Below are 22,842 nucleotides of genomic sequence, written 5' to 3' on the forward strand. Positions count from 1 at the left end.
CGGCGGCCCGTTCTGGCGGACTGACGGCCACCGGGGGTGCCCGGCCGTTCGGGTCCGGTCCGCGGTGCGACCAGCACGAACAGACCTGACCCGGACGGATGCCGTTGGGTACTGTCAGCCCAGGCAGCCAGGGAGGGGAGGCGGAGATGACACACGCCCGGTGGGGGACGGCGATCGCATCACTGCGCGCCCAGGATGAAGCCGTACGCGCAGCGCGCCGCCGCGTCGAAGAGTTCATGGACGCCGTCGCAGACGACGCCACAGACCTCGACGAGCTCCGGGATCGGCTGACCACGGCGAAGGCCGTGTGGCAGGTGTGCGAGGCGGACTACCTCCGCTGTGTCACCGCCCTGCTGCGCGCCCATCTGTCACGGGACCGGCCACCGCTGCGCAGACCGGTTGCGGTGGTGTGGCCACGTCCGTGGCGACACATGTGGAGGCAACACGCGCACGATCGCAGCGGCGGTGTGTGGCGGGCAATCCCCCGAGCATCGCTGCTCGCCCAGGCCGAGGCCGCCGGCCACGACGAGATCCTCGTGGACGTCAACGAAGCGATCAGGGATCTGCAGGCAAGTCACCACGGTCACCGCACCAGCCCCCGGTTGTACGAGCGTTACATCCCCGACCGCTCGTCCCTCGGGTTCTCCGACGGCCGAACGGCACGAACGCTGCCGGGGTTTCCCGATCCGGGCCACTGGGTCAACCAGAACTTCGCCCGCGGTGATGGCTGGCGCATCCAGCCGGGCCGCAAGGGCGCCCTGCGCACCCTGGAGGACAACGAGCGTGCCGTGCACGAGCGGGTGGAGGCGTTCGGCTCCGCGGTGCTGCGGCTGTTGGAGCACCATTACGGGCCCGCGGCCCCGGGACGGGCGGCCCGTCTCCAGGGGGCGGCCCGCTGGATCGGCCGGGAGCAGCAGGCGGTGCCCCGGCTGACGCCGTGGCCGCAGAAGCTGACCACCCTCCAAGGGTTCACCCTCGCCGTACTCGGGTGGCTGGTACTCGTGATCGCCGCGATCCCGTGGACGGTCGGCATGAAAGCCCGGGTGCTCACCGACCACCCCAAGCCGATACTGCTCGGCGCTGTCGCCCTGGCGGGGCTCGGCGCCTATGGCATTCACCGGGCTGGGCCGCGTCTGATGCGGCAGCCTGGCCGGACGATCGCGTTGACGGGTGCTGCCGCGGGGGTGGCGGCCTACCTGGTGATGCAGGTGCAAGGGCCGGTCGCGGGCTACTTCTTCGCGGGCCCGTTCGAGCGCTACGAGCGTGAGTTCAGCGACGGCTGCCTGGCCGCCAGTCCCTACCGCGACGACGCGATCCAGTCCGAGGTCGCGGACAGGACCCTGGTGATCCGCCCGATCAGCGGGGATACGACGCTGCGGCTCGGCCCGGCCGAGGACGGCGGGACACACCCGCTGCGGCCGCAGGACCGCGGCACCCGCGAGGTCCTGGAACGGTACGGCTGCCAACTCCCCTGACTCCGCCGAGCCTGCCCGGCCACCGGCCCCCGCTGAAGGCGGGCGGACGGGGCCCGGGGGCCCTCCTCACCGAAGGGACGTCACATCGTGGTGGACTATGACCGGTTCGTCGTCGACGACGGGCGGCATGAGCCGCAGTTCGTCATCGACGAGGACGCCTCAGCGTCCGCCGGCGAGGCCCAGCACCGGGCAGTGTGCTCGTGCGGCCGGCTGCCTCCGCACCGCCCAGGTACACCGCAGCAGGCGTGGGCGGCGTATGCCGCTCACGCCCGGCGCTGCCTCGGGCCCGCGTCGCAGCCCGCGTCCCGGGTATCGCTCGGCATGCGGGTAACCCTGCTGTTCCTGGGCTGCATGGTGTTGTGGGGTGCCGGATGGACCGGCGCCGTCTCGGTCGCGAACGCCCTGGACCTTGCCGGTGGGGCGGACCTGGCGGTGCGTGCGGCCGGGCTGCTGGTCGGCTTCGCATCTGCCGGCCTGCTCATGGTCGCGATGCGCCGGTTCATCGCGCCGATGCGTGCCGATGGCTGAACCAAGGTTGACCCAGAGGTAGTTGGTGGTGCCCGGCGCAGCAGCGGCCGGACCGCGCACAAGCGTGCCGGAATACCGTGGTGGGATCTGCCCAGGAGGGACAGGACGACGGACCCACTGCTGTACGGCGTCGCTGTACAGGAGGACGAGTTCGCCGACGAGCGCGTCATCGCCTCTTCCTACGACCAGGAGGAGGTGCTCAACGCGCTGCGCGAGGCGCCGTTCTCCCGCCGGTACCTGGCCGAGCACACAGCCGACGGATGGGTCGAGGCCCACCGACGCACGGTCTCATGAGCGCGGCGCCCGAGACCGACCGTGAATCACCCGCTCCAGCACAGGAGTCCGGCACTCGACGGCGGCGCGCCCGCGAGAAGTGAACCGGCCGACGGACCAAGGCTTCCCACACCGGCGAAGACCGTGTCCCACCACGGGCGGGACGGTCAGCGCCGCGGGCCGGTTCCCGGCGCCCGTCCCGGTGGGGATGACCTGCTGCGGCAGGAATGATCGCCAGTGGGTGCCGGCCTGCTGCGCGCGGCCGCCCTCTACGACGGCACCGTGGCCAGCTCGGCGCCACCGGTCTCCCACGCCGCCTCGCCGGCCACGATCGGCCCGTGCTTGCGCTCCAGGTCGTTGTAGGCGCTCCGTCCCGACCCCTCGTTCTGGTATCCGGCCCACCGGGTCAGGTCCTTGCGGGTGAGTTCGACGCCCGCCCTCTGGTGCGCCAGGTAGATCCGCTCGGCCCGCTGCCTCTTGCTCTCGTTCGCCGGAGCAGGTCCCAGTTCAATCGTCGGTGGCGGGGCAGCGGCGGGATCATCCCCCTCGTCGGGGCCTTCCTCGTCTTCGGCCTCGTCCACGTCCACATTGGCCTGGCCCCCGGCCTGCCCCGTGTCGGGCTCTCGCTGCTCGAGGGGGTCTTCGTCTTCGGCTGCTTCGGCTTCCTGGTCCGCCGGGGTGTCGCCGGCAAAGAGGTCCTCGCGCGGGTGCTCGAGCAGCGGCTCCTCCGCAGGCTCGGTGCCGGCTCGTGCGCGGTCCGCCGGCGGGCACTGCGCGCGCTCGTGCTCGGCGGCATCCTCCGGCTCGGGCGACGCCGAGGCTGAGGCCAGCGACAGGGCAGGCGGATGGCCGGCCTGCACCTTCTTCAGCACGACCCCCGGCGTGGTGGGCGCGGTAGGCGCGGACTGTTCGGCCAGGTCCTCCCGCTCCGGACGGCGCAGCTCTGCTGCCGGGCGGACGGCGTATCCCAGACGGCTGCGGCGCAACGGCCGCAGTTCCTCGCGCGTGGCCTTCCTCCGCCAGCGCCAGCCGTAGGCGTCCCGCAACTCCCGGCGGTAGTCCAGCTTCTCCTGGTACAGCGCCAGCGCCACCTCGTAGGAGGAAATCGTGCTCGGCCACAGCTTCCTGCTGCGCCAGATCAACCAGGTCGACCAGGGGGCGAGAAGCCACCGGCCCAGTGAGAGCGCATAATCCTCCCGCCCTTCCTCGCGCGCCGTCGCGATGGCGATCGCATGCCGGACCGCCTCGGTGATCGCGATGAACAGCAAGGGAATCGCCGCATGCATAAAAGATGCAAGTATGTCCGGGTAAGAGGAGAAGGCGTTGAATGCGACCGTTGCCACGGTCAGCAGCCAGGCGATGTGCCGCAGGAGCGGATACCGCAAGTCGACCCAGGTCAGGGCAAGATCGAGGGCGAGCATCGTGATGATGCCAATATCGATCCCAAGGGGAAAGATGGTGGCAAACCAGCCGAAACCCTTCTCCTCGGCGAGGTCGCGTACGGCCGTGTAGGAGCCGACGAAGCCGGTCAGGGCGATCAGCAGGGACCCGAACCCGATGATCCCGAAGGTGATGCGGCGGCCACGTGTCCACACGACCCGGCGGCGGCCGCCCCCGACCGCCCCCGCCTTCCCGAGATCGGCGGTGATCGTCATGGACCCATGCCCCCTTCGTCGTGCCCGTGCGCTCGGCGCTGTCGCCTATAGAGGTGCGATCAGCCGCCGCCGTGTGACATTCCGCCCCTCCGCGGTTCGGTGATCGCGCTTCTGAATCTGAACGGTAGGAGCACCGGCCCGGCGCATCCACCGTGATCAGGGCCCTTGCTCGCGCCGTGACCTGGTCGTTGCTTTCGACCTGCTCCCCGATACCCCATCGAACCGAGGGGGCGACTCGCATAGGCTCCAAGATCCCGACATATGCCGGGGCAGAACGACACCGGGAGCCGCCGTGATGACTGTGCTGACCACGACCGTGGCCCTTCTCGCCGGCGCCCTGGCCGGCACCGCCACCCGCCCGCTGCTGTTCACCAGGACCGTGCCCGCAGGCGCACCGCTCCGGCACGCCTGCCCCTCGTGTGACGCACCAGCCCCAGCGGCCATCCGGCTCCTCGCACCGCCGCGAGGCCGCTGTGCGTCATGCCGCACGCCTTGGTACCCGGCCCGAGGCCTCCCCGAGGCCATGACCGCGCTCGCCTTCGCCCTCGTCGCCGCCACCGGCCTGACGGGCTGGCTGGCCGCCGCGCATTACTGGGTCGCCGCCTGCGGCACCGCGCTCATCCTGATCGACGCCAAAGTGCACCGGCTCCCCAACATCCTCACCGTTCCCGCCTTCGCCGGGACGATCACCCTGCTGGCAGCCGCAGCAGCGGCCGGAGAACCCGGCAGCTTCGCCCGCTGCCTTGCTGCCGCCGCCGCACTCGGCTCCGCGTTCGCCTTCATGACCTTCGGCGGCATCGGACTCGGCGATGTGAAGCTCGCCCCCACCCTCGGGGCCTTGCTCGGCTGGCACAACTGGGCCACCGTGCTCGTCGGCACCTTCGCGATGTTCGCCCTCGGCGCCACAGTGAACCTGCTCCAGGGACGCACGCGCGGTCGCATCGCCTTCGGCCCGTACATGATCATTGGTGCGCTCGGTGTGTCGGTCTGCGTGTCGTAGTCCTCCGTCGACGGCCGGAACGTCACTCGGTTCGTGACCCGGCCCGCCGGGTCGCCGCTCCCGTAGCCAGCGGGACAGCCGATCGTTAACCGGCCGGGGCCACCCGACCGCGCGCGAGATGAGGCAGCTGCATGAGCACCACCGAAGCAAAGACCAGGGCATGGTCTGCCGGTATGTCGCAGGACAAGCTGGCCTGGTACGCCCTTCAGGATTCGCATGAGGAAGTACGCCTCGGCCCGAACGACCATTGATGCCCAAGCTGCTGGCCGTACTCCTCGCCGCTGGCCTCCCCCTGGTCAAGGCCGGACACCCCATGCGCATCCGCGAAGCGCACGGCTGGCGGATGACTCTGCACCAGGACGCCCGAACCATCGAAGTCCACATGCCGAACGAAGACGAACCCCTGCTCACACTGGCGGGCGACGTGCCACCGCGCTGGAACTACCTCGCGAACAAGGTGGGATACGTCGTCTTGTACGTGTCCGATGACCTCGGGCTGCCGCTCCGCGGCGGCGAACAGGAACTTCAGCGTCAGCTGATGGCTGCGGCCGAACGAGACCGATTCGTGGCGGCCTCGATCCCCTACAGCGCCCTCTGACTGCGGCGCTCGTGACCGGGACGCTCAGCTACGCGGGCGACGGCAGCGGAAACCCGGGCACGTACGTCGCCGACCGGCCGCGCGCGTCATTCGGCTCGAGGATGAGTTCGCCGTGGTCGCTCGGCACCAACCCCTGCCTCCCTACGGTCCATACCTGCACTGGGCCGTCGTCACCGGTCACCAGCGTCAGAACGCCGCTCGACGCGGCGACGAGCGAGGCTCCCAGCAGCGCGACGAATCGCTCCCGGTCCCGATCCGGTACATGGGCCGCCCCGCCGATGACGCCGACCGGCATCGCGTAGCTACCGAGCTCCAGGTCTCCGGCCTTGGCGACCAAGGCGATCCGGCCGCCGGCGCCGCCGCGCGACTCGACACGCCGCACCGCCTCCTCAGTCAGCGCCGTCAGAACGCCCGCCGAGTAGCTTCTCGCCCAGGCCTCCGCACCGGGGTGCTGCGCGTTCACCGCGTCGAACACGCTCCTGCAGCGAACAGCCGTGGCCCATGCCTGCTGTTCCCGCTTCATCTGCAGGAGCATCTCGTCAGCCGTCTCTCCCGCGAAGGACCACAGCTCGTTCCTCGGGACCCATCGGCCCGCGTAGGCGCGGAAACCCTTCTCCGAACGGGGATCCAGTCCGGCTTCCTCGCACCCCCTAACGTAGGCGAAGTCGACAAGCGGGGCCAGCAAGACCGGCTCCCCCGCCGACAGGGCCTGGACCGCACATGCGTGAACGTCCCGCCAGTACACGGAAAACGAACCCTGGGCGCGGGGAACAAAGCGAAGATCTCGCTCGTCGACGGCGACCAGCCTGCTGGCACGCGCGTCCTCCAGGCCTCGGTCGCCCATCAGACATACCCCCTGCTGTTTTCCATAGGGCTTCTCCGCAGGTCATCACCGTGCTCTGTCCGGACTGCTCCTGGACAGGCTCTTGAAGGGGTGAAGTGGTCCATCCTGACGCACTGCGGGGTACGACGGTGAACCAGCAATGCGGGCGCCTACGGTTTCTGCGCGACGCCGACGTAGAGAGGCACCTGTTCGTCGGCGAACTCCTGATCAGGCTCCGGATGCCAGTTGGTGACGACCTGAACGCCCGGATCAATCAGGTCAAGTCCCGTGAAGAAACGGGCGAATTCGTCTCGCGATCGCACTTGCGCGGGTATGCCGCTCTTCCGATAGATCTCGACGGCCCTGTCCCACCCAGCAGGGTCGAAGTCTCCCGTCACGTGCGAGAGCATGAGGAAGCTACCTGCGGGGAGCGGGGCCAAGAGCTCGTTGACAAGATCGTAGGGCCCGTACTCGTCGGAGACGAAGTGCAGGAGGGCCACGAGCGAGAGGGCAACAGGCTCCTCGAAGTTGAGGATCTCCTGGGCGCCTTCGATGATCTTCCCGGGCTCGCGGACGTCCGCCTCGATGTACTTCGTCGCCCCCTCGGGCGTACTCCGTAGGAGCGCCTCCGCATGGCGGAGAACGACGGGGTCGTTATCGACGTAGACCACACGTGATTGCGGGTTGACCGCTTGGACGACCTGGTGAAGGTTGGGTTCGGTCGGGATGCCGGTTCCGATATCGAGGAACTGATGCACGCCGCGGTCAGCCAAGAGCCGGGCAGCCCGGTTCATGAAGCCCCTGTTGGTGCGGGCAGCGACCCTGATGGCCGGCAGGAACGATATGACCCTCTCGGCAGCCTCCTCGTCGACCGGGTAACTGTCCTTGCCGCCGAGGTAGTAGTCGTACATGCGGGCCGGGTGGGGCCGGCTGGTATCGATGGGCTTTAACGTCATCGCTATTCTGTTTGCCCTTCGTGTCGGATTTTTGGCGCGCTTATTGTGAGCTACGTGGGGCTTAGGAGAGGAGGAAATCCGCTTCCCCGGACTTTGCCCCGATAATGAATGCCGCGATTTCTCCCCGCGTGTAGATCAGTGCGGGGCCGTCAGGGTCGGTCGACTGGCGCAGCGCCACGCGGCCATCGTCGAGGGGCTTCGCCTCCACGCAGTTTCCGGCGTTGCTACCACTCCAAGGCTTCACCCACTCTGCCGCTCCAAGCTCTGTAGCGGCGCGCAGGACGTGACTCATAGGTACAGCTCCTTGCGAATATCACCAAGGAATTTCTTGGTTTCTTGCTTTGAGAATGCGTACACACTCATCTCGCCCAGCGCTTCACGGAACAGGGCGACTTCTTCCTTATCCTCGCTGTATCCGGCGCGGCTCAGGCTGTCGGTGCAGACGATGTCGGGAAGTTCGGGAATTTCGAATCGGAAGATTGTGAAAGGCCCGAAGGCGCCTGGGTGGAGCCCTGCGGCGAAGGGACACACTTGCAATGTGACGTTCGGGAGGTCGGTCACATCCAAGAGGTGCTCGATCTGCTCGCGCATGACGGCCGCATCGCCGACGGGGCGCCGTAGGCTTGTCTCGTCCGTTACAACCCACAGCTGGGGTGGGGCCGGCTTCTCGCGCGTGAGGATTTCCTGGCGCTTGATGCGCAGGTCAACACTGCGTTCAAGCACATCAGGGGCCATGCGAGGGAGTCCTCGCTCCATGACGGCGCGGGCGTATCCGGGTGTCTGCAGCAGACCAGGGAGGACTCCAGGCTCGTAGCCGCGGAGGCTGGTCGCAGCTCCTTCCAGCGATACGTGCACCCCGAACCAGCCCGGGAGTACGTCGCGGAAACTCTGCCACCAGCCGGGCGTACTTGCCTGGTCAAGGAGGGCGAGGAATTCCTGGATCTCGGCCTGGGGGACGCCGTAGATCTCGAGAAGCGTCTTGACGGTGGCGTACTTCAAAGAAGTCTCGGCCTTCTCCATCCTGGTGACCGTCGTCGGCGCGATCCGCAGGGGCTTGGCGGCCTGAGCAGCGGTGAAGCCGGCGGCCTCGCGCAGGGCGGCCAGGCGCCGGCCCAAGACGATGGCCAGCACGGTTGGGGCGGACTTCGGTTCGCTCACGCCGGTTCCTCTCCCCTTCGGCCGGCAGCTGTCGTTCGCTGAAGTGTGCCACGGCACCCGCGAGGCGAACAGACTGCAACCCGAACTATGCAGGTTGCAGAGTGAGGCTTGCCAACGCCACAGAGTAGCGAGCATAGTTGCGGTGACCCAGCTCACGTAGTTCGGATGCACGCTCCCCTGCCTTCACCCAGGAAGGTCTGAGATGCCCGCCCGCCCCACGCTGTTCCGAGCGCTAGTGCAGGAGCGCAGATGGGACAACTGGTGCGTGTTCGCTTGCCACTTGGAGCGTGCGGCCCGTGACCTGGCTCGGAAGGCTGACTCTCCCCAGCTCGCAGGGGTCTCTGTTGCCCGGCGCACGTTCGACCGGTGGATGGCCGGCAAGTTGAGGGGCATGCCGCGGCGTGACCACCAGGTGGTCTTGGAGCATCTTCTGGGGTTCCCCTGTCTTGAGTTGTTCGGTCCGCCCCCCGCAGCCTTCGGCCCGGCGCGCGACGAGAGCGATCCCAGCCAGCCGTGCGCCGGTCAATGCGGTGCTGAGCTCACTGCTCCTCAACTCCGACGAGTGAGCCAGTACGACGTGGCCATGCTGACGCTCGACGAGCGTCATGGAGGTTGATGTGCATACGACCCGGATGACGCTGTTCCGACAACTGGTTCAGGAACGGCATTGGACCACGGTCCAGACGTTCAGTACGCACTTCGCCAGGGCAGCGCGGGAGCTGGCCGAACGTACCGGCGAGCGTCACCTCACCGGTGTGACCGTTGCACGCCGTACCTTCGACCGGTGGATGGCCGGTGAGCTGAGGGGAATGCCCCAGCGGGACACCCGAGCCATCCTTGAGCACCTCTTCCAGCAGCCCGTCGCGCTCCTGTTCGCCACCCCGGAGGGAATGGAGCAGGAAGCCGCTGACGAGGTCGAGCCCGTGGCTCCGCCGCGCTCGTCGGCCGCCCCCCTTCGCAGCGAGGGCGCCTTCGACGACCCGCTGGCTGTGATCACACAGACTGAGTTACTGACGCAGTCCAGCACAGGCACGGCAGTGCTGGATCATTTCGGGCGGGAAATCCAGGGAATTGTCGACCGCTATGAGACGGAGGGCCCACAGGCGTTGGCTGGCCAGGCCCGGTCCCTGCACGGGGAGCTCACAGCCCGGTTACACGGCCGTCAACACCTGCCGTCGGTGCACGCCGAACTTTTCAGGCTCACCGGACAGACAGCGGGCCTCTTGGCGTACATGGCCGTCAATGCCGGAGCCAAGCCTGCCGTCACGGAAGCCTACTGCGCGCAGGCCGAGACCTTGGCCGAGCACATCGGAGACACGCAGCTGCAGATGTGGGCCGCCGGCACCCGGTCGCTGAGCCTGTACTACCAGCAGCGCTACGCCGAGGCCGACGCGGCAGCGGCCGCCGGAGTCGACCTGGCGCCCAACAACGATCAGGCCATCAGGCTTCTCGTCAACGGACGAGCGCGGGCCCTGGCCCGTCTTGGCGACCGACGGGGCGCGGAGCGAGCCATCGGGAGAGCACTGGATCTCTCCGATCAGCAGCCGTCCCTGCCCTCCGGAATCACGTCGTGCATCTCCTTCGCCCCCTACAGCCTGGCCCGAACCTTGGCCAACGAGATCACCGCGCGTCTGGCCCTCGGTGATACTGGCGAGGTCCTGTCCTGCGCGGAACAGATCGACGGTCTGATCGAGGTGTCCGACTCCGAGTGGAGCCGAGCACTGGTCCGGCTCGACGTCGCCACGGCGCTCCTGCAGCACAGGCAGCCGGAGGTGGAACACGCCATGGCGCTTGGGCGGCGCGCGCTCCACGCCGGCACCACCGCGCCCATCGCATCCGTGTGGCAGAGGGCGAACGAGCTGTACGAGCGGGCCGGGCGCTGGCACGCCGAGCCTGATGTAGATGACTATGCCGAGGAACTTCGGACCTGGCGCTCCCGCCCCCAGGCCAAATCGATCATCAGCGGCTCGGGCGTAGCGCTCGCACCGCAGCAGTAAGGAGAGCCGTGACGCCCGAACTGGACGTCTTCCCTGGAGCGTTTCCCCACCGACCGCCGCCGGACCTCGACAGTGCCGAGCTGCTTGTCGAGCACGACTGGCGAGCGTTCACCGCTGTCGAGCGGATGACCAACCACTGGGCACGCCCGGGGTGGCCCGACGGGTTCCGTGCCTACTACTGGATGTTGACGTTCCCCGATGCCGGCGAGCTGATGAGCCGGGCGAGCCAGTGCCAGGACGCACTGGCGCACCTGGGCATGGACCGCGTCCCCCGTGACGGTCTGCATGTGACGTTGACCCGCATCGGCAGCACCGACCTGGTGTCCACCGACCAGGTACAGATCGTCGCCGACCTGGCGGAGCAGATGCCGTTGACGGCCTTCGAAATCGTTGCCCATCCGTTGGCGGGATCGCGGGGAGCCGTCCGCTTCACCCTCGCGCCGTGGTCGCCGCTGATCCGGCTGCATGCCGCTCTCAGCGAGGCCGGACGACGTGCGAACGTCCCCGGAGGCAAGCCCACAACTGCTTTCCGTCCTCACCTGGGCGTGCAGTACAGCAACCGGGAACGTCCCGCTGCGCCCGTTGTTGAGAGCGTGGCCCGCCTGCGTGCCCTCGAGCCGGTGTCCTTGGAGATCGGCAGCGTGGAACTCGTCGAACTCTGGCGGACGACCGATCCCTTGCCGGCCTACCGTTGGCGGGTCGTGCGCAGCGTTCCTCTGTGCCCGCGGTCCGTCTCGCCTTCCTTCTCCGGTCGGCAGCCGAGCTGACCGAGGAACACGCGAATTGGGACGAGGTGCACGTGATGCGGATGACGTTGTTCCGGCAGTTGGTTCAGGAGCAGGGCTGGACCACGATCGAGACGTTCAGCACGCACTTCGCCAGAGCGGGACGGGAGCTGGCCGAACAGTCCGGGAACAGCCGTCTTGTGGGCGTCACCGTCGCTCGCCGTACCTTCGACCGGTGGATGGCCGGCGAACTGAAGGGCCTGCCGCAGCGGGACACCCGGGCCATCCTCGAGCACCTCTTCCAGCAGCCCGTCGCGCGGCTTTTCGGCGACGTCGCTGCGGGTGGTGAGAGCGACGGCGCCGAGCTCGAGGCAGCGGACGACGGTACCGCTGCTTTCCAGAGCTTCCTCGGGTCGGGACCGGTGCAGGGGGGAATCCTTCCTCCAAGCCCGTTCCTCCGGCAGGAAGGCGCAGACGTGGACCGACGCCAGCTGCTCCGGGCAGGGAGCGCCGCAGCAGCATTGCCTTTCCTTCCCGGTCCCGCCGGGGGCTCCGCGAGGCATCGCCTCGGGCGGATGACGCCGGACCAGTCAGAAGCCCTGCTCGTGCACCTGCGCGAGATGTGGCATTTGCTCGTCCAGAGCGACAACCTCTTGGGCCCGCTTCACGCTCTCGCCACCGTTCATCAGAACCTCGGCGTGCTCCAGGAGCTCCTCGAGCACGCCGAGCCTCACCTGCGCGGCGAAGCGTTGGTCCTGGCCGCCCGCTACGCCGAGTCCGCGGCCTGGCTGCATGAGGACTGCGCCGCCGACGAGTCGGGCGCCGCACAGGCTGAATACTGGACGAACCAGGCGATGGCCTGGGCCGTCGAGGCCGGCGATGACGTGATGACCGCATGGACCCTGTTCCGGCGTGCCCAGCAGGCGACCGCCAAGGGTCACGCAGCTCCGAGCATCAGCCTGTCCCGCGCCGTTCAACGCTACAACCATGTCCTGACCCCGCAGATGCGCGCCGCCGCCCTCCAGCAGGAGGCCCACGGATACGCCCTCGCTGGCGAAGAAGTCGCATGCCACCGGCTGATTGATCAAGCCGAGGCCTTCGCCGCACGGCCCGAGAGTGCGGGAGACGGCCGCAGTGGGCACGGCGACTTCGCGACTCCGGCGTACCTGGAGGGGCAGCGCGCGAACTGCTGGCTGCTCCTGGGGCGCTCGGACCGCGCCGTCCCGATCCTGTCGACCGCGCTCGCCGCCATGCCCCAGGTCTACCGGCGCGACCGCGGTCTCCTGCACGCCCGCCTTGCTACCGCTCACGCCCGGACCGGCGACGCGGAACAGGGCGTCGACTATGCCCGCCAGGCGCTCGTCGTTGCCCGCAGCGGAGGTTCGACGCGAATCCTGCATGAGACGATCGCTGCCATCGACGCGATGCGCTCCGCCTCTGACACCCCTGGGGTGGCTGAGCTGATCCGGGTCGTCGCACAGAGCTGAGGGAGGGGCAGTGCCCACGTCGGTGGAGCTGGCGGCGATGCGTCGCGCCATCATCATCTCCGCGAGCGGGCTTGGCGCCACCAGCCCGAACCCGGCAGTCGGCTGCGTGATCCTTGATGCCGCCGGTCGCACGGTGGGCGAGGGCTACCACCTGCGCAAAGGGGATCCGCACGCCGAGGTCAACGCGCTCGCTGCCGCCGGCGCCCGCGCCGCAGGTGGCACGGCGGTAGTGACGCTGGAGCCGTGCAACCACGAAGGCCTCACGCCAGCCTGTCACCAAGCCCTCCTGGACGCCAGGATCGCGCGCGTGCTGATCGCGGTCATGGACCCCACTTCCCGGGGTGAGGGCGGAGCCGCGCGCCTGCGCAAGGCCGGCGTCGACGTCCAGACGCACGTCCTGGAGGAAGAAGCTCTGGTTGTGCTCGGGCCCTGGCGCGCCTCCCTGTCGTTCCAGCGTCCCGTCCTACACCTAATGATCCAGACGGATCCCGCGGGTCACCCCACCACTCCTACTGCCGAGGCGCTCGCCGAGATCGAGCTCCAGCGCCACGCACACGATCTGCTGATCTCCCCCGATGGCTCGGCCGAGGAAGGCCGGATCGGCAGTCACGGACGCCGCTTTCTGGTGCCCGCCCATTCGGTGCCTGACGAACCAGGAGACGCGGTTGCCGCGTTGACTGAGGCCGGAGCCCGCACCGTTCTGCTCGTCGGGCCCTCGAAGCTGGGGGAACGGCTGCTCGGCCAGTCGTTGGTGGACCGCGTCACCCTCCTGGTGCCGGTTCCGGAGTCATCGCAGGCCACGACCACGACGTCTGCCCCGCTGCTTCCGGAGGGTTACGTCCTGTCCCACATCACGCGCGCGGGCGGCCAGCTCGTCGTCTCTGCCGAGCGCCGCTGACCGAGGCCCCCACGATCAGGACCGAACCGCCGCCGGGCATCGGCGGCGGGACATCGCGAGCACGGCGTTGTCGAGCGTCCGTCCCCGGGAAGGGCCCGCTCATCCGCGGGAAGAGCCGGACGGGCGCCCCCACACGTGCTGACACCTCGGTGCGGCTCCCCGCTTAGTGTTCCGGCCGACGGCGCGGAGCGGTCGGCGTCCCCCCATCTACACGGCAGACGGCTCCGCCGGCAAGCGCGATGCTCATGGCTGCAGTTCTTTGACGGGCAAACGCGACGCCGCCTCTCCGACCTGTGTCCGAAGGCCGGCGTAGACGTCGTCGACGATGCCGAGCTCCAACTCTGTAAGAGGATCACCCAGGCAGCTGAAGTTCTCCTCCACCTGCTCCGCAGTGCTGAATCCGGCAACAACCACGCACTGATCGCTGCGTTGCAAGCTTGAGCGCAGGGCCAGACGCCCGAGAGTGCCGGGAGCGTCCCCGAAGTGCTTGAGTAGGACACGCAGCTGCTCGTCGACCCGCTCCCTGAGCCAGGGCATCAACCCGGCACGTCGAGGAGGAACGGGTGCGTGCGAAGAATGACTCGCAGTGTCATTTCCGACGAGCACACCATGCGCCAGCGGAGCCGCCAGCACCAAGCCGACGCCGTTCCGAGCCGCGAACGTGAACAGGTCCTGGCCGTCGAGTGAGACTGCTGGGGTGAACGCGTTGAACCGCGTCCAGACCACGTCCGGCTTGATCAGCCGGAACAGGTACAGGAACCGGTCTGCCTGGGCCGCCCATTCCTCGGGGGAAGCTGCGTAGTGCGTGAAGGGGCCCCGCATCCCGATCGCCCTGATCGCCTTCACCTCCCGGAGTGTGCGCATCGCGTCGATGGCGTTGCCCAGGTAGCGGTCTCCCGGGCCGAAGTCGAAGCTGTCCAACGTGTAGAGGTGGAGCTCCTCGGCGTACAGGTTCTCCAGGGTCTGCTCAAGCTGGTGGTGGATGTGCCGCCCAGCGTAGGGATGCTCCGCGCTGCCGCGTATCTGGCCGACCTTGCTGCTCAGTTGCAGGGTCAGTTCCGGGTTCTGTCGAGAGATCTGTCGAGAGAACTGACCGAGTACGCGTTCTGAGTACCCGCAGCCGTAGGAGTCGGCGGTGTCGAAGAATGTGGCGCCGCGCTCGACAGCGCGGTGGAGTCCCGCGAGGAACCGGCTGGCCCTCACCGATCCGTCCGGGAGCGTTTCATCTGTGGGGACATTGCAGTGGAGTCCGAGCGGGTGGGTGAGGATCCCGCGGCACAAGTGCCGTGCTCCGAGGTCATGACCCGTCACGCGGCACTCCCTGCCAGGCAGAAGGCGGCGGTCACGACCTTGCCCTCGCGAGCGGGTTCGACCCCCCAGCCGTTGGCGAACGCGTTGACCAGGAACAGGCCCCGTCCGCTTTCTGGCAGATCCCCCCCTCCGGTCGCGGCGGTCACCTCGCCCGGCAGGTTGGGCAGAAGACTGTCGTCATCGGTCGGAATGGCAGTGGTGTCCCTTCCGCGGTCAACGACGCCCACGATGACGCCCATCTCGTAGATGTCGAGCGTGAGGCATACAGGCCCGCCTGCGTGCCGGATTGCATTGGTGAGGAGTTCGACGACGACCAGCACGGCGTCCTCGATCCGCCCCTGGTCGGTCCGCCCGGCGAGCACCCGGCGGACCGTCTTGCGCGCCCACACCAGTGGTTCCTCCCGGGCGGTCAGCGCGAAGGCGTGGTGGTCGACCAGTGGCCCCAGGGGCAGTTCCCGGATCAAGTCGGCGGCTGTCGGCGGCACCTTCGTCTCCTTGCGTGTCGAGACGCCATGTGGCGGGACGGAAAACCGGCCCGCCATCAACCCTGTCCGACCGGCTGTGGCACCGGTACGCCAAACCTTGGCCACGTTGTGGCCATCTCGCCCGTGAAGATTCTGTGCATGGAGTCCGCAAGGGCGGGAGCTCCCCGTTCCCTCGTACCGCCGTAAGCCCATCGGCATGACGACAATTTGAACACTTGGGACGATGACCTGCCAAAACACCTCGCGCACGTGCCTGGCTGCGGAATGACGCCGAGTTGGGCCGTGCAGGCTGGCGGTCAACGGGTCTAGCTCCTCCAGGCAGTCAGTCGGGGCCCGGATAGAGCACGGCGGCGCCTTGACGACATTCCCGCGGGTGTCGCGCGCTCCACGTCGAAACTTCACCAATCTGCCCCCAGCCATCGCGCTCGCAACAGGCTGCCACTCGCGCTCGGGAGGAGTGGGAGCCTTGGATTCGGCGAACATCAGTGTCGGCATAACGCCCATAAATGCAGTAAACGCCACCTTCATGAGTGCACTCAGTCAGGCACTGTCAAGCGGTTCCGGAAAGGTGGCCACGAGATGGCCACGCGCCGCGCGCGCCTCCGGGGCGGCTCACTGAGGGCGCCGTTTGACCCTATTTGCACCCTGGGTGAAAGCGGAGGAAGGGCCAGGGCGCTGCCCCGCGCGCCCTCGATATGGCCATGAGGTGGCCACGCTTTGGCGTACCGGTGCCGCAGCGTGGCGATCACGCTTAGTTCCGGATGAAGTCCGCATCCCAAGCAGCCGCTCTATCCCTCCAGGAGTCTCGATGATCCTCACCGCCTTCGCCCCTCGGCGGGCTCGGCCTGCCGCGGCGGCCCGCGTGTGGTGGTGGCCGCGCACGGCGGGCAGCGAGCCCTCTTTGGAGGCCAGTTCCCTCGTCGCCCTCGCGCACCGAGACGTCAACCTGGTATTGGGCGATGACAGACCGCTCCCGGCTCTGCAGTCCGAGGTCGATCAGCTTCTCAGCCGGTTCTCGACCCACCTCGAGGTTCTGCTCCGAATTGTCGACGTGAGTGCCGAGACGAACGCTCGGTTCGCCCGGATGCGCCGTCTGGGGCAGCTGCCCTGCCCCGTCGGCCACGTGGAGTCGCGGATCCACCTGGTGTTGGCCGCCGAGAGCGTCCAGGAGTTGCTCGCCCATGTCCGCGGCGAGGGCGCTTGCCCCGCAGGTCCGCGGCGGCCTCGCGGTTGGTGGTCATTCGCCCACCGATTTCCCCTGCCCCCCGTCGATGGCCGCTGGGCCCGAGACCGTGAGGAAGCGCATGTCTGACCACCGCCGCCCGACTCAACTCCGTCGACGCGCAACCAAATCGGCACCTTTGAGTCAGGCGTCGCTGCGCAGCCTGGTCCTTCACCCGATGCTGGCGACGGGCGCCGCGGCGGGCGCCGCGTGGGCAGCTCATCAGGCAGCGCAGACTCCGCTTTCGGTGACCGTACCGAGCGCCGCCGCGGTCTGGCTCGGCTCCATGTTCTACGGCGTTCGGCGCGCCGATGCGGCCCTCCATGGCTCCAACGAGCATCTGGAGAACCTGGTCAGTGGCCTCGAGCATCTGCGCACCGGCGTCAGCAAGGCCCTGGAGCAAGTGGAGCGCGGCGACCTCAATGGCGTGCCTGCGGCCCCACCGGAGTTCATCGGTGCGCTCGATGCCGACCCGGCGCTCGCTGTGGAGCAGTTGCTGTTCCTCGCTCGCACCGAAGTGGAGCATGCCATCGGCCGTGCTGCGCAGCTTCAGCAGCAGAACGCGCTCGGGGAGCGCGCGCAGACGGACCTGCTGCGGACCATCGCTCAGCGGCAGAACGCGCTGGTGAGTCGGGCGCTGGAGGCCCTCGACGCGGCGGAGAAGAGCGTCGAGGACCCCGACATTCTCAACGACTTCTTCCGCATCGATCATCTGGTGACGCAGCTGCGCAGGTCGACGGAGAACATCGCAGTCCTGGGCGGGCAGTCCCTCACGGGCCGCCCTCGCGAGCCCCTGCCGGTCGCCACCGCGCTGCGTCATGCGGTCGAGGAGATCGAGCGGTACGACCGGGTTCGGGTCACGCCGCCGTCGGAGAGGCTGGCATTCCCCGGGCACGTGGGACCGAGCGTCGTTCACCTCCTGGCTGAGTTGCTGGAGAACGCGGTCCGGTTCTCCGACTCTCGGACCTTCGTTCAGCTGACTGCCACCGAACAGCGGGACGGGCTGGTGATTGCCGTCCGAGACCAGGGCATATCTATGGAGCCCGCGCGGATGTACGAGCTGAACGCTCAGTTGGCCGCGCCGCACACGGTGGACGTGCACGCGCATCTGCGAGCAGGACGCATCGGCCTCGTAGTCACGGGACAACTCGCTCAACGGTGCGGCATCCGAGTCCAGTTGCAGCCAAACAGCGACGGCGCCGGCGTGACTGCCTTCGCACTAGTCCCCGCCGCCGTCCTGATCTCCGCCCCGCTGCCCGCGGCCCAGAGCGCGCCCGCACCGACGGAGTCCTCGTGGCCGCACCAGACCAACACCGAGCCATCGGTCCGGCACAACCGTTCCGGACACGGGCAACCGGGTGGTCCGTACTCAAGCCCGCCGAGCGCTCCGGCCGCGCGCCAGCACACGACCGAGGCCCCGACCGAGGGACGCGCCCCACTGCCCGTCCGGCCAACCGCAGCAGCCTCCGACGCCGCCTCTACCCAACCCACAGGTGCGCCGGTGCCGAGCAGAGGGCCGACGCCCGGACTCCTGGCGAACTACCGCGCGGGAGTACGAGAAGCAGCGCTGCACCGTCCGGCCGGCGAGTGACCTACCCCCTACCCCCCACCTGGAGGAACCGCATGTCACAGCACACCGACGAGTTGAGTGCCCTGGGTCAGATGTTGGCGGACTTCGTCGACCGCGTCCCTGGAGTCGCCGCGGCCGTCCTCGTCACCGCTGACGGTCTCGTGAACCAGTACGCGGGTCTCTCGGAGACCGACGCGGACACCATCGCCGCGGGAATCAGCGGGATCGCGTCCCTGTCGAGCGGGATCTTTCTCGGCGCGCCCGGCCGGGTGCAGCAGACCGCCGTCGAACACGACTCCGGGACCTTCTTCATCATGCGAGCGGACGGCCCCTGGCAGGCCCCCGACATGGTCGGCGCGCTGCTGGCAGTACGCACCAACTCGACCGCCGACCCGGGCGTGGTCGGCTACGAGATGCTCCAGTGGATCGACAGGATGCGCGCGCACCTGCAAGACCCTGTGCGCACCACCCCGGCTGCTCCCGCCCCCAGCGCACCCCGGCTGGTCCAGTGACGTGTTCGGTCCTCACCATGAAGCCCCCGCACCTTCGGTCGGCTCACGGCTTCGTCCGTACACGCTCACCGGTGGGCGCACGCGTCCCCTCCACCCGCTGCAGCTGGACACACTGCTGGCGGCCCGCCCGGTGCCGGCCGACGTTGACCTTGGACCGGAGGGCGAACGGATCCGGCTACTGTGCGCGACTCCCCAGCCAGTCGCCGAACTCGCATCGCATCTCGGCCAGCCCGTGCAGGTGGCCAAGATCCTCGCGTCCGATCTGCTCCACATCAATGCCCTGGTCATCGCCGAAGTCGACGACGCCGATAGCCGCCCCGACCGAGAACTCTTGGAGGCCGTCCTTGTCGGTCTACGCGCCCTCTGAAGAGACGTCCCCGCGTCTACGCAAGCTCAAGATCGTCGTATCCGGGGGGTTCGGCACGGGCAAGACGACGCTGGTGGGGGCGATCAGCGAGGTCCGGCCCCTGTTCACCGAGGCACCGATGACCCAGGCCAGCGAGGGCATCGACACCTTGGAGGGGGTGGAGTCCAAGAGCACCACGACCGTGGCCATGGACTTTGGACGGATCACCCTGCCCACACCGGGTGCCGATCCGGACATCGTGCTCATGCTGTTCGGCACCCCCGGGCAGGACCGGTTCAACCGCATCTGGGACGACCTCTCGCACCGCGCGGGCGGCGCCGTGGTGCTGGTCGACACCCGTCGTCTGGAGGACGCCTTCGACGTAGTGGCCTACTTCGAAGCCCGTCAGCTGCCATTCCTCGTTGCGGTGAACCTGTTCGACCACGCTCCCCGCTACTTGCTCGACGAAGTCCGCGCGGCCCTGCGCCTGGACCAAGGCGTGCCGGTCGTCGCCTGTGACGCCCGCGACCGCCATTCGGTGCGCGACGTCCTCATCGACCTCGTCCGTCATGCCCTGTACCGCCTGCCCGCCTCCCCGTACACCGCCCTCGGAGCCCGCCCATGATTCCCGCCCTCGGTACACCGGCCGCTGACGCCCGCCTCCAACTGTTGCAGCAGTTCGGACTGGATCAGTTCGACCCTCAACTGGACGCCATGGCGACCGAGCTGGCGGCCGAGGCCGGCACGCCGTACGCCATGGTCAACGCGTTCGACCCGGCGACCGGCCGCCAGAAGTTCGTCGGTCTCTCGGCGCCCCCGGGCAACGGACTTCCGCAGGTGGAGAGGTCGATGTCCCCTGACTGGGGGTACTGCCCGGAAGTCGCTCGGCGCACCAATGCCTTGATCCTGCCGGACGTCTACGCCAAGCCGCGCTTCGCGGTGGACCCGGTCGTCGACCAGCTCGGCATTCGCACCTACGCCGGCGCTCCCCTCATCTACGAGCGCCCCGACGGATCCGGCAGCGACGTGTTCGGCACCGTCTGCTTCGTCGGCCTGGAGGCGAAGGCCCAGTCCACCGGCCAGGCCTCGCTCGCCCTGATCAAGCAGTACCGCGACCGCGTACTGCAGATCGCCTACGACCGCGCCGGTCTCCGACTCCCGTAGTCACGCTTCGCCGACGACACCCGGCCCGGGTGTCCCATTGGAGGGGAATTCAGTGTCCGAGTCGTTCCTGACCGACAGCCACCTGCAGCTCCGTGACGAGGTACGCGCGTTCGCCGAGGCCGTCGTCGCGCCCCGCGTCGCGGACATGGAAGCAAGCCGCCGCATCGAGCACGAACTGGCGGGCGAGATCGCCCGGCGCGGCTGGATCGGCGCCACGATCGGCAAGGAACACGGCGGGATGGCCGTCGGCCACCTCGCCAAGACCATCATCATCGCGGAGCTCTCCCGCGTCAGCGGCGCGATGGGCGCGATGGTGCAGGCATCGCAGCTCGGCACCGCGAAGATCATGCACTTCGGGACCGAGGAGCAGAAGAACACCTGGCTGCCCAGGATCGCCGCCGGTACGTGTCTGCCCACGATCGCGGTCACCGAGGAAGTCTCCGGCAGTCACGTGCTCGGCATGCAGATGACCGCCGAGCGGGACGGCAGCGACTACGTCCTCAACGGCGCCAAGGTCTACGTCGGCAACTCCCACATCGGCCACCTGCACGGCGTTGTCGCCCGCACCGGTGAAGGCTCCCAGGGGTTGACCGCCTTCCTCGTCGAGTCCGACCGGCCCGGCCTGACCGTCTCCCCGCACCAGGGGACCCTCGGCCTGCACGGGTTCTCATTCGGCGAGCTGGTCTTCGACAACTGCCGCATTCCCGTCGCCAACCGGCTCGGCGCCGAAGGGGACGGCCGGGACGTCGCCTACTCCTCGAGCATCCTGTACGGCCGGCCCAACCTCACGGCCGTGGCCCTGGGCATACACGAAGCCATCCTGGAAACCACCACGGCGTTCTGCCGTGAGCGCACCCGCTACGGCAAGCCACTGCACGCCCTGCCCACGATCCAGCGCAAGCTCGGCCAGATCCAGTCGCGCCTGATGACCGCCCGGCTCACCGCCTACCACGCGGCCAGTCTCCTCGACCGCGACCTTGGCGAGCACGACGACTCCGCAGGGCGAGGCGCCCCTCCGCCCTGTGACGCCGAGTTGATGAACGCGAAGTACGTCAACGCGGAGTACACCCTGGACTCCGCGCGCGCTGCGATGGAGATCCACGCGGCCGCGGGCCTGCACACCGACCGCCCCATGGAGCGCTACCTGCGCGACGCCCACCACATATACGCGCCCGCCGGCACCTCCGACATCCAACTGCTGAGGCTGGCAGAGACCGCTCTGGGCCTCACCAAGGGCCAGTACTCCCGCCGCTTCGCCGGGTCGGACCCCGCCGCACCCCACGCTGCTACGGCGGTTCCGGCCTGACCCGGCGCCTGGACGCACACCCCGCGTCCCGTCCCCCTTTCACCTCGCTGCGCACGGGACCGCCGCCAGCCCCCACCGCTCCCTCCCACGGAACCAGGGGCTGGCGGCTCCACCTACTCCATAGCCCGTACCTCCAGGAAGAGAAGACGACCGTGACTCCGTCTGCGCCGCCCACAGCGCCCGCCACCGGGCTGCAGAAAGACCTCATCGACACCCTGGACAAGGCACACTTCCAGGCGCTGGTCGGCAAAGGGGAGGTCGAAGGCTCCCTCGACCTGACGGTGTACAGCCAGAAAGCGCCCTTCACCAACGACCGGGAAGCCGCACAGTGGCTGGACCAGGCAGGCATCGCCGCCACGGCCACGCTCAACGAGGGCTTGTACGTCGTCCTCAACCTGCACACCGCCGACGCCGTGCTCCGGTTTATCGACCTGCTCCTGATGCCGTGGGTCACCGCTTACACCGCCGCCGACCAACTCGAAACCCTCCTGGACTCCCACGCAGTGACCAGCGACCTCGCCGTAGGAACCGCCGGCATCGCCCTCACCCTCGCGGAAGATGACCTGGCCTGTGTGGTCACACTCGCCTCCCTGCTCGGTGCTCCTGGCATCGACTCCGGCCTGGTCCTGCACCGCCGGCGGGGCATCCGCCGCCTGGCCGAGCGCATGAAGTGGCTGCTCTCTGGAATCGTCGGCTCGGCTGTCCAAGCCACGGCGGAGGCCGGGTGTGAGCACGCATGCGCGCGGCTCGAAGTCAATCTGACGGTCGAGCAGACGCACCGCCTACTCGACCGCCTCGACGCCACGCAGCACAGCACCCCGACCGGCCGCGCGAGCTGACCGCGCACCGACCTGGAAGCTCCGACCATGACCACCATCACGGCGCCGATCAGGCCCCTCACCAGGGTCCAGCGGAAAATCGCCGAGCAGCTCATACGCGGCCTAAGCCCCGCAGACATCGCTCTGTGCAACTACTTGTCGCGCCCTGCGGTCGACCAACAGATCCGCATTCTGTGCGCGAGGGTGGATTTGAGGTGGCCCTGCCCGCAGCACCTTCTCGTGCACGCGCTGATCGCGTCCGGCCGGATGCCGCGTCCGGCGCCCAGAAGGCCCGCCCCTGACATCACTCCTTCGCAGATGGACCTGCTGCGGGCCCTCGCCCAGCATGAGCACCCGAGCAAGATCGCCAGATGCGCCGGCATCGCGCGCACAGAAGTGCGAGAGCGGACTCGGAGCCTCGTGGAGCACGCCGAGGCGACCGGCCTCACGCACCTCATCATCCTGGCCCACGCCTGGAAATGGCTCGACGAGGAGCCGGCGACCGCGTCGGCGGGAGCTGGCCAGTGAGCGCCGT

At 68.5% G+C, this 22,842-nt stretch carries 24 protein-coding genes; 17 read left to right on the top strand and 7 right to left on the bottom strand.

Annotated elements, in window-relative coordinates; genetic code table 11:
- Positions 1-146 precede the first annotated feature (146 nt).
- A complete protein-coding gene (locus tag ALMP_RS00105) occupies positions 147-1,475 on the top strand; it encodes a hypothetical protein (RefSeq protein WP_264923742.1) in 1,329 nt (442 codons plus the stop codon).
- Positions 1,476-1,562: 87 nt separating this feature from the next.
- Positions 1,563-2,003: a hypothetical protein gene (locus ALMP_RS00110; RefSeq protein WP_264923744.1), complete on the top strand. Its 441-nt coding sequence runs from the start codon at positions 1,563-1,565 to the stop codon at positions 2,001-2,003.
- A 542-nt stretch (positions 2,004-2,545) separates the two neighbouring features.
- Here the strand turns inward: ALMP_RS00110 and ALMP_RS00115 are convergent.
- A complete protein-coding gene (locus ALMP_RS00115) occupies positions 2,546-3,931 on the bottom strand; it encodes a DUF2637 domain-containing protein (RefSeq protein WP_264923745.1) in 1,386 nt (461 codons plus the stop codon).
- A gap of 523 nt (positions 3,932-4,454) precedes the next feature.
- On the opposite strand from ALMP_RS00115, the gene ALMP_RS00120 reads away from it, so the two are divergent.
- Together ALMP_RS00120 and ALMP_RS00125 are read left to right on the top strand one after the other, a co-directional pair.
- On the top strand, positions 4,455-4,931 hold the full coding sequence (locus tag ALMP_RS00120) for a prepilin peptidase (RefSeq protein ID WP_264923746.1): 477 nt from the start codon (positions 4,455-4,457) through the stop codon (positions 4,929-4,931).
- Between the two features lie 250 nt (positions 4,932-5,181).
- Positions 5,182-5,529: a hypothetical protein gene (locus ALMP_RS00125; protein WP_264923748.1), complete on the top strand. Its 348-nt coding sequence runs from the start codon at positions 5,182-5,184 to the stop codon at positions 5,527-5,529.
- A 28-nt stretch (positions 5,530-5,557) separates the two neighbouring features.
- On the opposite strand, the gene ALMP_RS00130 is transcribed toward ALMP_RS00125, so the two are convergent.
- From ALMP_RS00130 to ALMP_RS00145, 4 genes are all read right to left on the bottom strand, one after another.
- Positions 5,558-6,373: a hypothetical protein gene (locus ALMP_RS00130; protein WP_264923749.1), complete on the bottom strand. Its 816-nt coding sequence runs from the start codon at positions 6,371-6,373 to the stop codon at positions 5,558-5,560.
- 149 nt (positions 6,374-6,522) lie between these two features.
- Complete coding sequence (locus tag ALMP_RS00135; protein WP_264923750.1) at positions 6,523-7,308, bottom strand: SAM-dependent methyltransferase; 786 nt, start codon at positions 7,306-7,308, stop codon at positions 6,523-6,525.
- Between the two features lie 61 nt (positions 7,309-7,369).
- Positions 7,370-7,600, bottom strand: coding sequence for a DUF397 domain-containing protein (locus ALMP_RS00140; protein WP_264923751.1), 231 nt, complete (start codon positions 7,598-7,600; stop codon positions 7,370-7,372).
- Positions 7,597-8,466: a helix-turn-helix transcriptional regulator gene (locus ALMP_RS00145; RefSeq protein ID WP_210907566.1), complete on the bottom strand. Its 870-nt coding sequence runs from the start codon at positions 8,464-8,466 to the stop codon at positions 7,597-7,599. Before ALMP_RS00145 ends, ALMP_RS00140 begins: the two co-directional genes overlap by 4 nt.
- A 605-nt stretch (positions 8,467-9,071) precedes the next feature.
- Between ALMP_RS00145 and ALMP_RS00150 the strand changes: the two genes are divergently transcribed.
- The 4 genes from ALMP_RS00150 to ALMP_RS00165 are packed head-to-tail and all read left to right on the top strand — an operon-like array spanning position 9,072 to position 13,573.
- Positions 9,072-10,463, top strand: a complete 1,392-nt coding sequence (locus tag ALMP_RS00150; protein ID WP_264923752.1) for a hypothetical protein — start codon at positions 9,072-9,074, stop codon at positions 10,461-10,463.
- 8 nt (positions 10,464-10,471) lie between these two features.
- Complete coding sequence (locus tag ALMP_RS00155) at positions 10,472-11,230, top strand: 2'-5' RNA ligase family protein (RefSeq protein ID WP_264923754.1); 759 nt, start codon at positions 10,472-10,474, stop codon at positions 11,228-11,230.
- Positions 11,182-12,675: a hypothetical protein gene (locus ALMP_RS00160; protein WP_264923755.1), complete on the top strand. Its 1,494-nt coding sequence runs from the start codon at positions 11,182-11,184 to the stop codon at positions 12,673-12,675. The genes ALMP_RS00155 and ALMP_RS00160 overlap by 49 nt, the downstream gene beginning before the upstream one ends.
- Positions 12,676-12,685: 10 nt before the next feature.
- Positions 12,686-13,573 carry a bifunctional diaminohydroxyphosphoribosylaminopyrimidine deaminase/5-amino-6-(5-phosphoribosylamino)uracil reductase RibD gene (locus ALMP_RS00165; protein ID WP_264923756.1) on the top strand — a complete coding sequence of 296 codons (888 nt, stop codon included), beginning with the start codon at positions 12,686-12,688 and terminating at the stop codon, positions 13,571-13,573.
- Between the two features lie 243 nt (positions 13,574-13,816).
- Here the strand turns inward: ALMP_RS00165 and ALMP_RS00170 are convergent, their stop codons facing one another.
- Together ALMP_RS00170 and ALMP_RS00175 are read right to left on the bottom strand one after the other, a co-directional pair.
- Positions 13,817-14,884, bottom strand: a complete 1,068-nt coding sequence (locus ALMP_RS00170) for an aldo/keto reductase (protein ID WP_264923757.1) — start codon at positions 14,882-14,884, stop codon at positions 13,817-13,819.
- Complete coding sequence (locus ALMP_RS00175; RefSeq protein ID WP_264923758.1) at positions 14,881-15,474, bottom strand: ATP-binding protein; 594 nt, start codon at positions 15,472-15,474, stop codon at positions 14,881-14,883. The genes ALMP_RS00170 and ALMP_RS00175 overlap by 4 nt, the downstream gene beginning before the upstream one ends.
- Before the next feature lie 703 nt (positions 15,475-16,177).
- On the opposite strand from ALMP_RS00175, the gene ALMP_RS00180 reads away from it, so the two are divergent.
- From ALMP_RS00180 to ALMP_RS00220, 9 genes are all read left to right on the top strand, one after another.
- The gene (locus ALMP_RS00180) at positions 16,178-16,681 is read left to right on the top strand and encodes a hypothetical protein (RefSeq protein ID WP_264923760.1); all 504 of its coding nucleotides are present in this window, start codon (positions 16,178-16,180) and stop codon (positions 16,679-16,681) included.
- Positions 16,674-18,182: a sensor histidine kinase KdpD gene (locus tag ALMP_RS00185; RefSeq protein WP_264923762.1), complete on the top strand. Its 1,509-nt coding sequence runs from the start codon at positions 16,674-16,676 to the stop codon at positions 18,180-18,182. Before ALMP_RS00180 ends, ALMP_RS00185 begins: the two co-directional genes overlap by 8 nt.
- A gap of 32 nt (positions 18,183-18,214) precedes the next feature.
- Positions 18,215-18,673 (top strand): roadblock/LC7 domain-containing protein, encoded by a 459-nt coding sequence (locus tag ALMP_RS00190; RefSeq protein WP_264923763.1) that lies wholly within the window; start codon positions 18,215-18,217, stop codon positions 18,671-18,673.
- 1 nt (position 18,674) lies between these two features.
- Positions 18,675-19,040, top strand: coding sequence for a DUF742 domain-containing protein (locus ALMP_RS00195; RefSeq protein WP_264923764.1), 366 nt, complete (start codon positions 18,675-18,677; stop codon positions 19,038-19,040).
- Positions 19,018-19,644, top strand: coding sequence for an ATP/GTP-binding protein (locus ALMP_RS00200; RefSeq protein ID WP_264923766.1), 627 nt, complete (start codon positions 19,018-19,020; stop codon positions 19,642-19,644). The genes ALMP_RS00195 and ALMP_RS00200 overlap by 23 nt, the downstream gene beginning before the upstream one ends.
- Positions 19,641-20,183, top strand: a complete 543-nt coding sequence (locus ALMP_RS00205) for a GAF domain-containing protein (protein WP_264923767.1) — start codon at positions 19,641-19,643, stop codon at positions 20,181-20,183. Before ALMP_RS00200 ends, ALMP_RS00205 begins: the two co-directional genes overlap by 4 nt.
- Before the next feature lie 52 nt (positions 20,184-20,235).
- Positions 20,236-21,489: an acyl-CoA dehydrogenase family protein gene (locus tag ALMP_RS00210; protein WP_264923768.1), complete on the top strand. Its 1,254-nt coding sequence runs from the start codon at positions 20,236-20,238 to the stop codon at positions 21,487-21,489.
- 152 nt (positions 21,490-21,641) lie between these two features.
- The gene (locus ALMP_RS00215; protein WP_264923769.1) at positions 21,642-22,328 is read left to right on the top strand and encodes a hypothetical protein; all 687 of its coding nucleotides are present in this window, start codon (positions 21,642-21,644) and stop codon (positions 22,326-22,328) included.
- 27 nt (positions 22,329-22,355) lie between these two features.
- A complete protein-coding gene (locus ALMP_RS00220; RefSeq protein WP_264923770.1) occupies positions 22,356-22,835 on the top strand; it encodes a hypothetical protein in 480 nt (159 codons plus the stop codon).
- The last annotated feature ends 7 nt before the right edge of the window (positions 22,836-22,842 follow it).

Source organism: Streptomyces sp. A012304, assembly GCF_026008495.1.
GTDB lineage: Bacteria > Actinomycetota > Actinomycetes > Streptomycetales > Streptomycetaceae > Streptomyces.

Bases quoted from the DNA above. Each gene is read 5' to 3' on its own strand.
- ALMP_RS00105 (WP_264923742.1), top strand. From the start codon at position 147: ATGACACACGCCCGGTGGGGGACGGCGATCGCATCACTGCGCGCCCAG.
- ALMP_RS00115 (WP_264923745.1), bottom strand. From the start codon at position 3,931: ATGACGATCACCGCCGATCTCGGGAAGGCGGGGGCGGTCGGGGGCGGC.
- ALMP_RS00120 (WP_264923746.1), top strand. From the start codon at position 4,455: ATGACCGCGCTCGCCTTCGCCCTCGTCGCCGCCACCGGCCTGACGGGC.
- ALMP_RS00125 (WP_264923748.1), top strand. From the start codon at position 5,182: ATGCCCAAGCTGCTGGCCGTACTCCTCGCCGCTGGCCTCCCCCTGGTC.
- ALMP_RS00130 (WP_264923749.1), bottom strand. From the start codon at position 6,373: ATGGGCGACCGAGGCCTGGAGGACGCGCGTGCCAGCAGGCTGGTCGCC.
- ALMP_RS00135 (WP_264923750.1), bottom strand. From the start codon at position 7,308: ATGACGTTAAAGCCCATCGATACCAGCCGGCCCCACCCGGCCCGCATG.
- ALMP_RS00140 (WP_264923751.1), bottom strand. From the start codon at position 7,600: ATGAGTCACGTCCTGCGCGCCGCTACAGAGCTTGGAGCGGCAGAGTGG.
- ALMP_RS00150 (WP_264923752.1), top strand. From the start codon at position 9,072: ATGGAGGTTGATGTGCATACGACCCGGATGACGCTGTTCCGACAACTG.
- ALMP_RS00180 (WP_264923760.1), top strand. From the start codon at position 16,178: ATGATCCTCACCGCCTTCGCCCCTCGGCGGGCTCGGCCTGCCGCGGCG.
- ALMP_RS00185 (WP_264923762.1), top strand. From the start codon at position 16,674: ATGTCTGACCACCGCCGCCCGACTCAACTCCGTCGACGCGCAACCAAA.
- ALMP_RS00190 (WP_264923763.1), top strand. From the start codon at position 18,215: ATGTCACAGCACACCGACGAGTTGAGTGCCCTGGGTCAGATGTTGGCG.
- ALMP_RS00205 (WP_264923767.1), top strand. From the start codon at position 19,641: ATGATTCCCGCCCTCGGTACACCGGCCGCTGACGCCCGCCTCCAACTG.
- ALMP_RS00220 (WP_264923770.1), top strand. From the start codon at position 22,356: ATGACCACCATCACGGCGCCGATCAGGCCCCTCACCAGGGTCCAGCGG.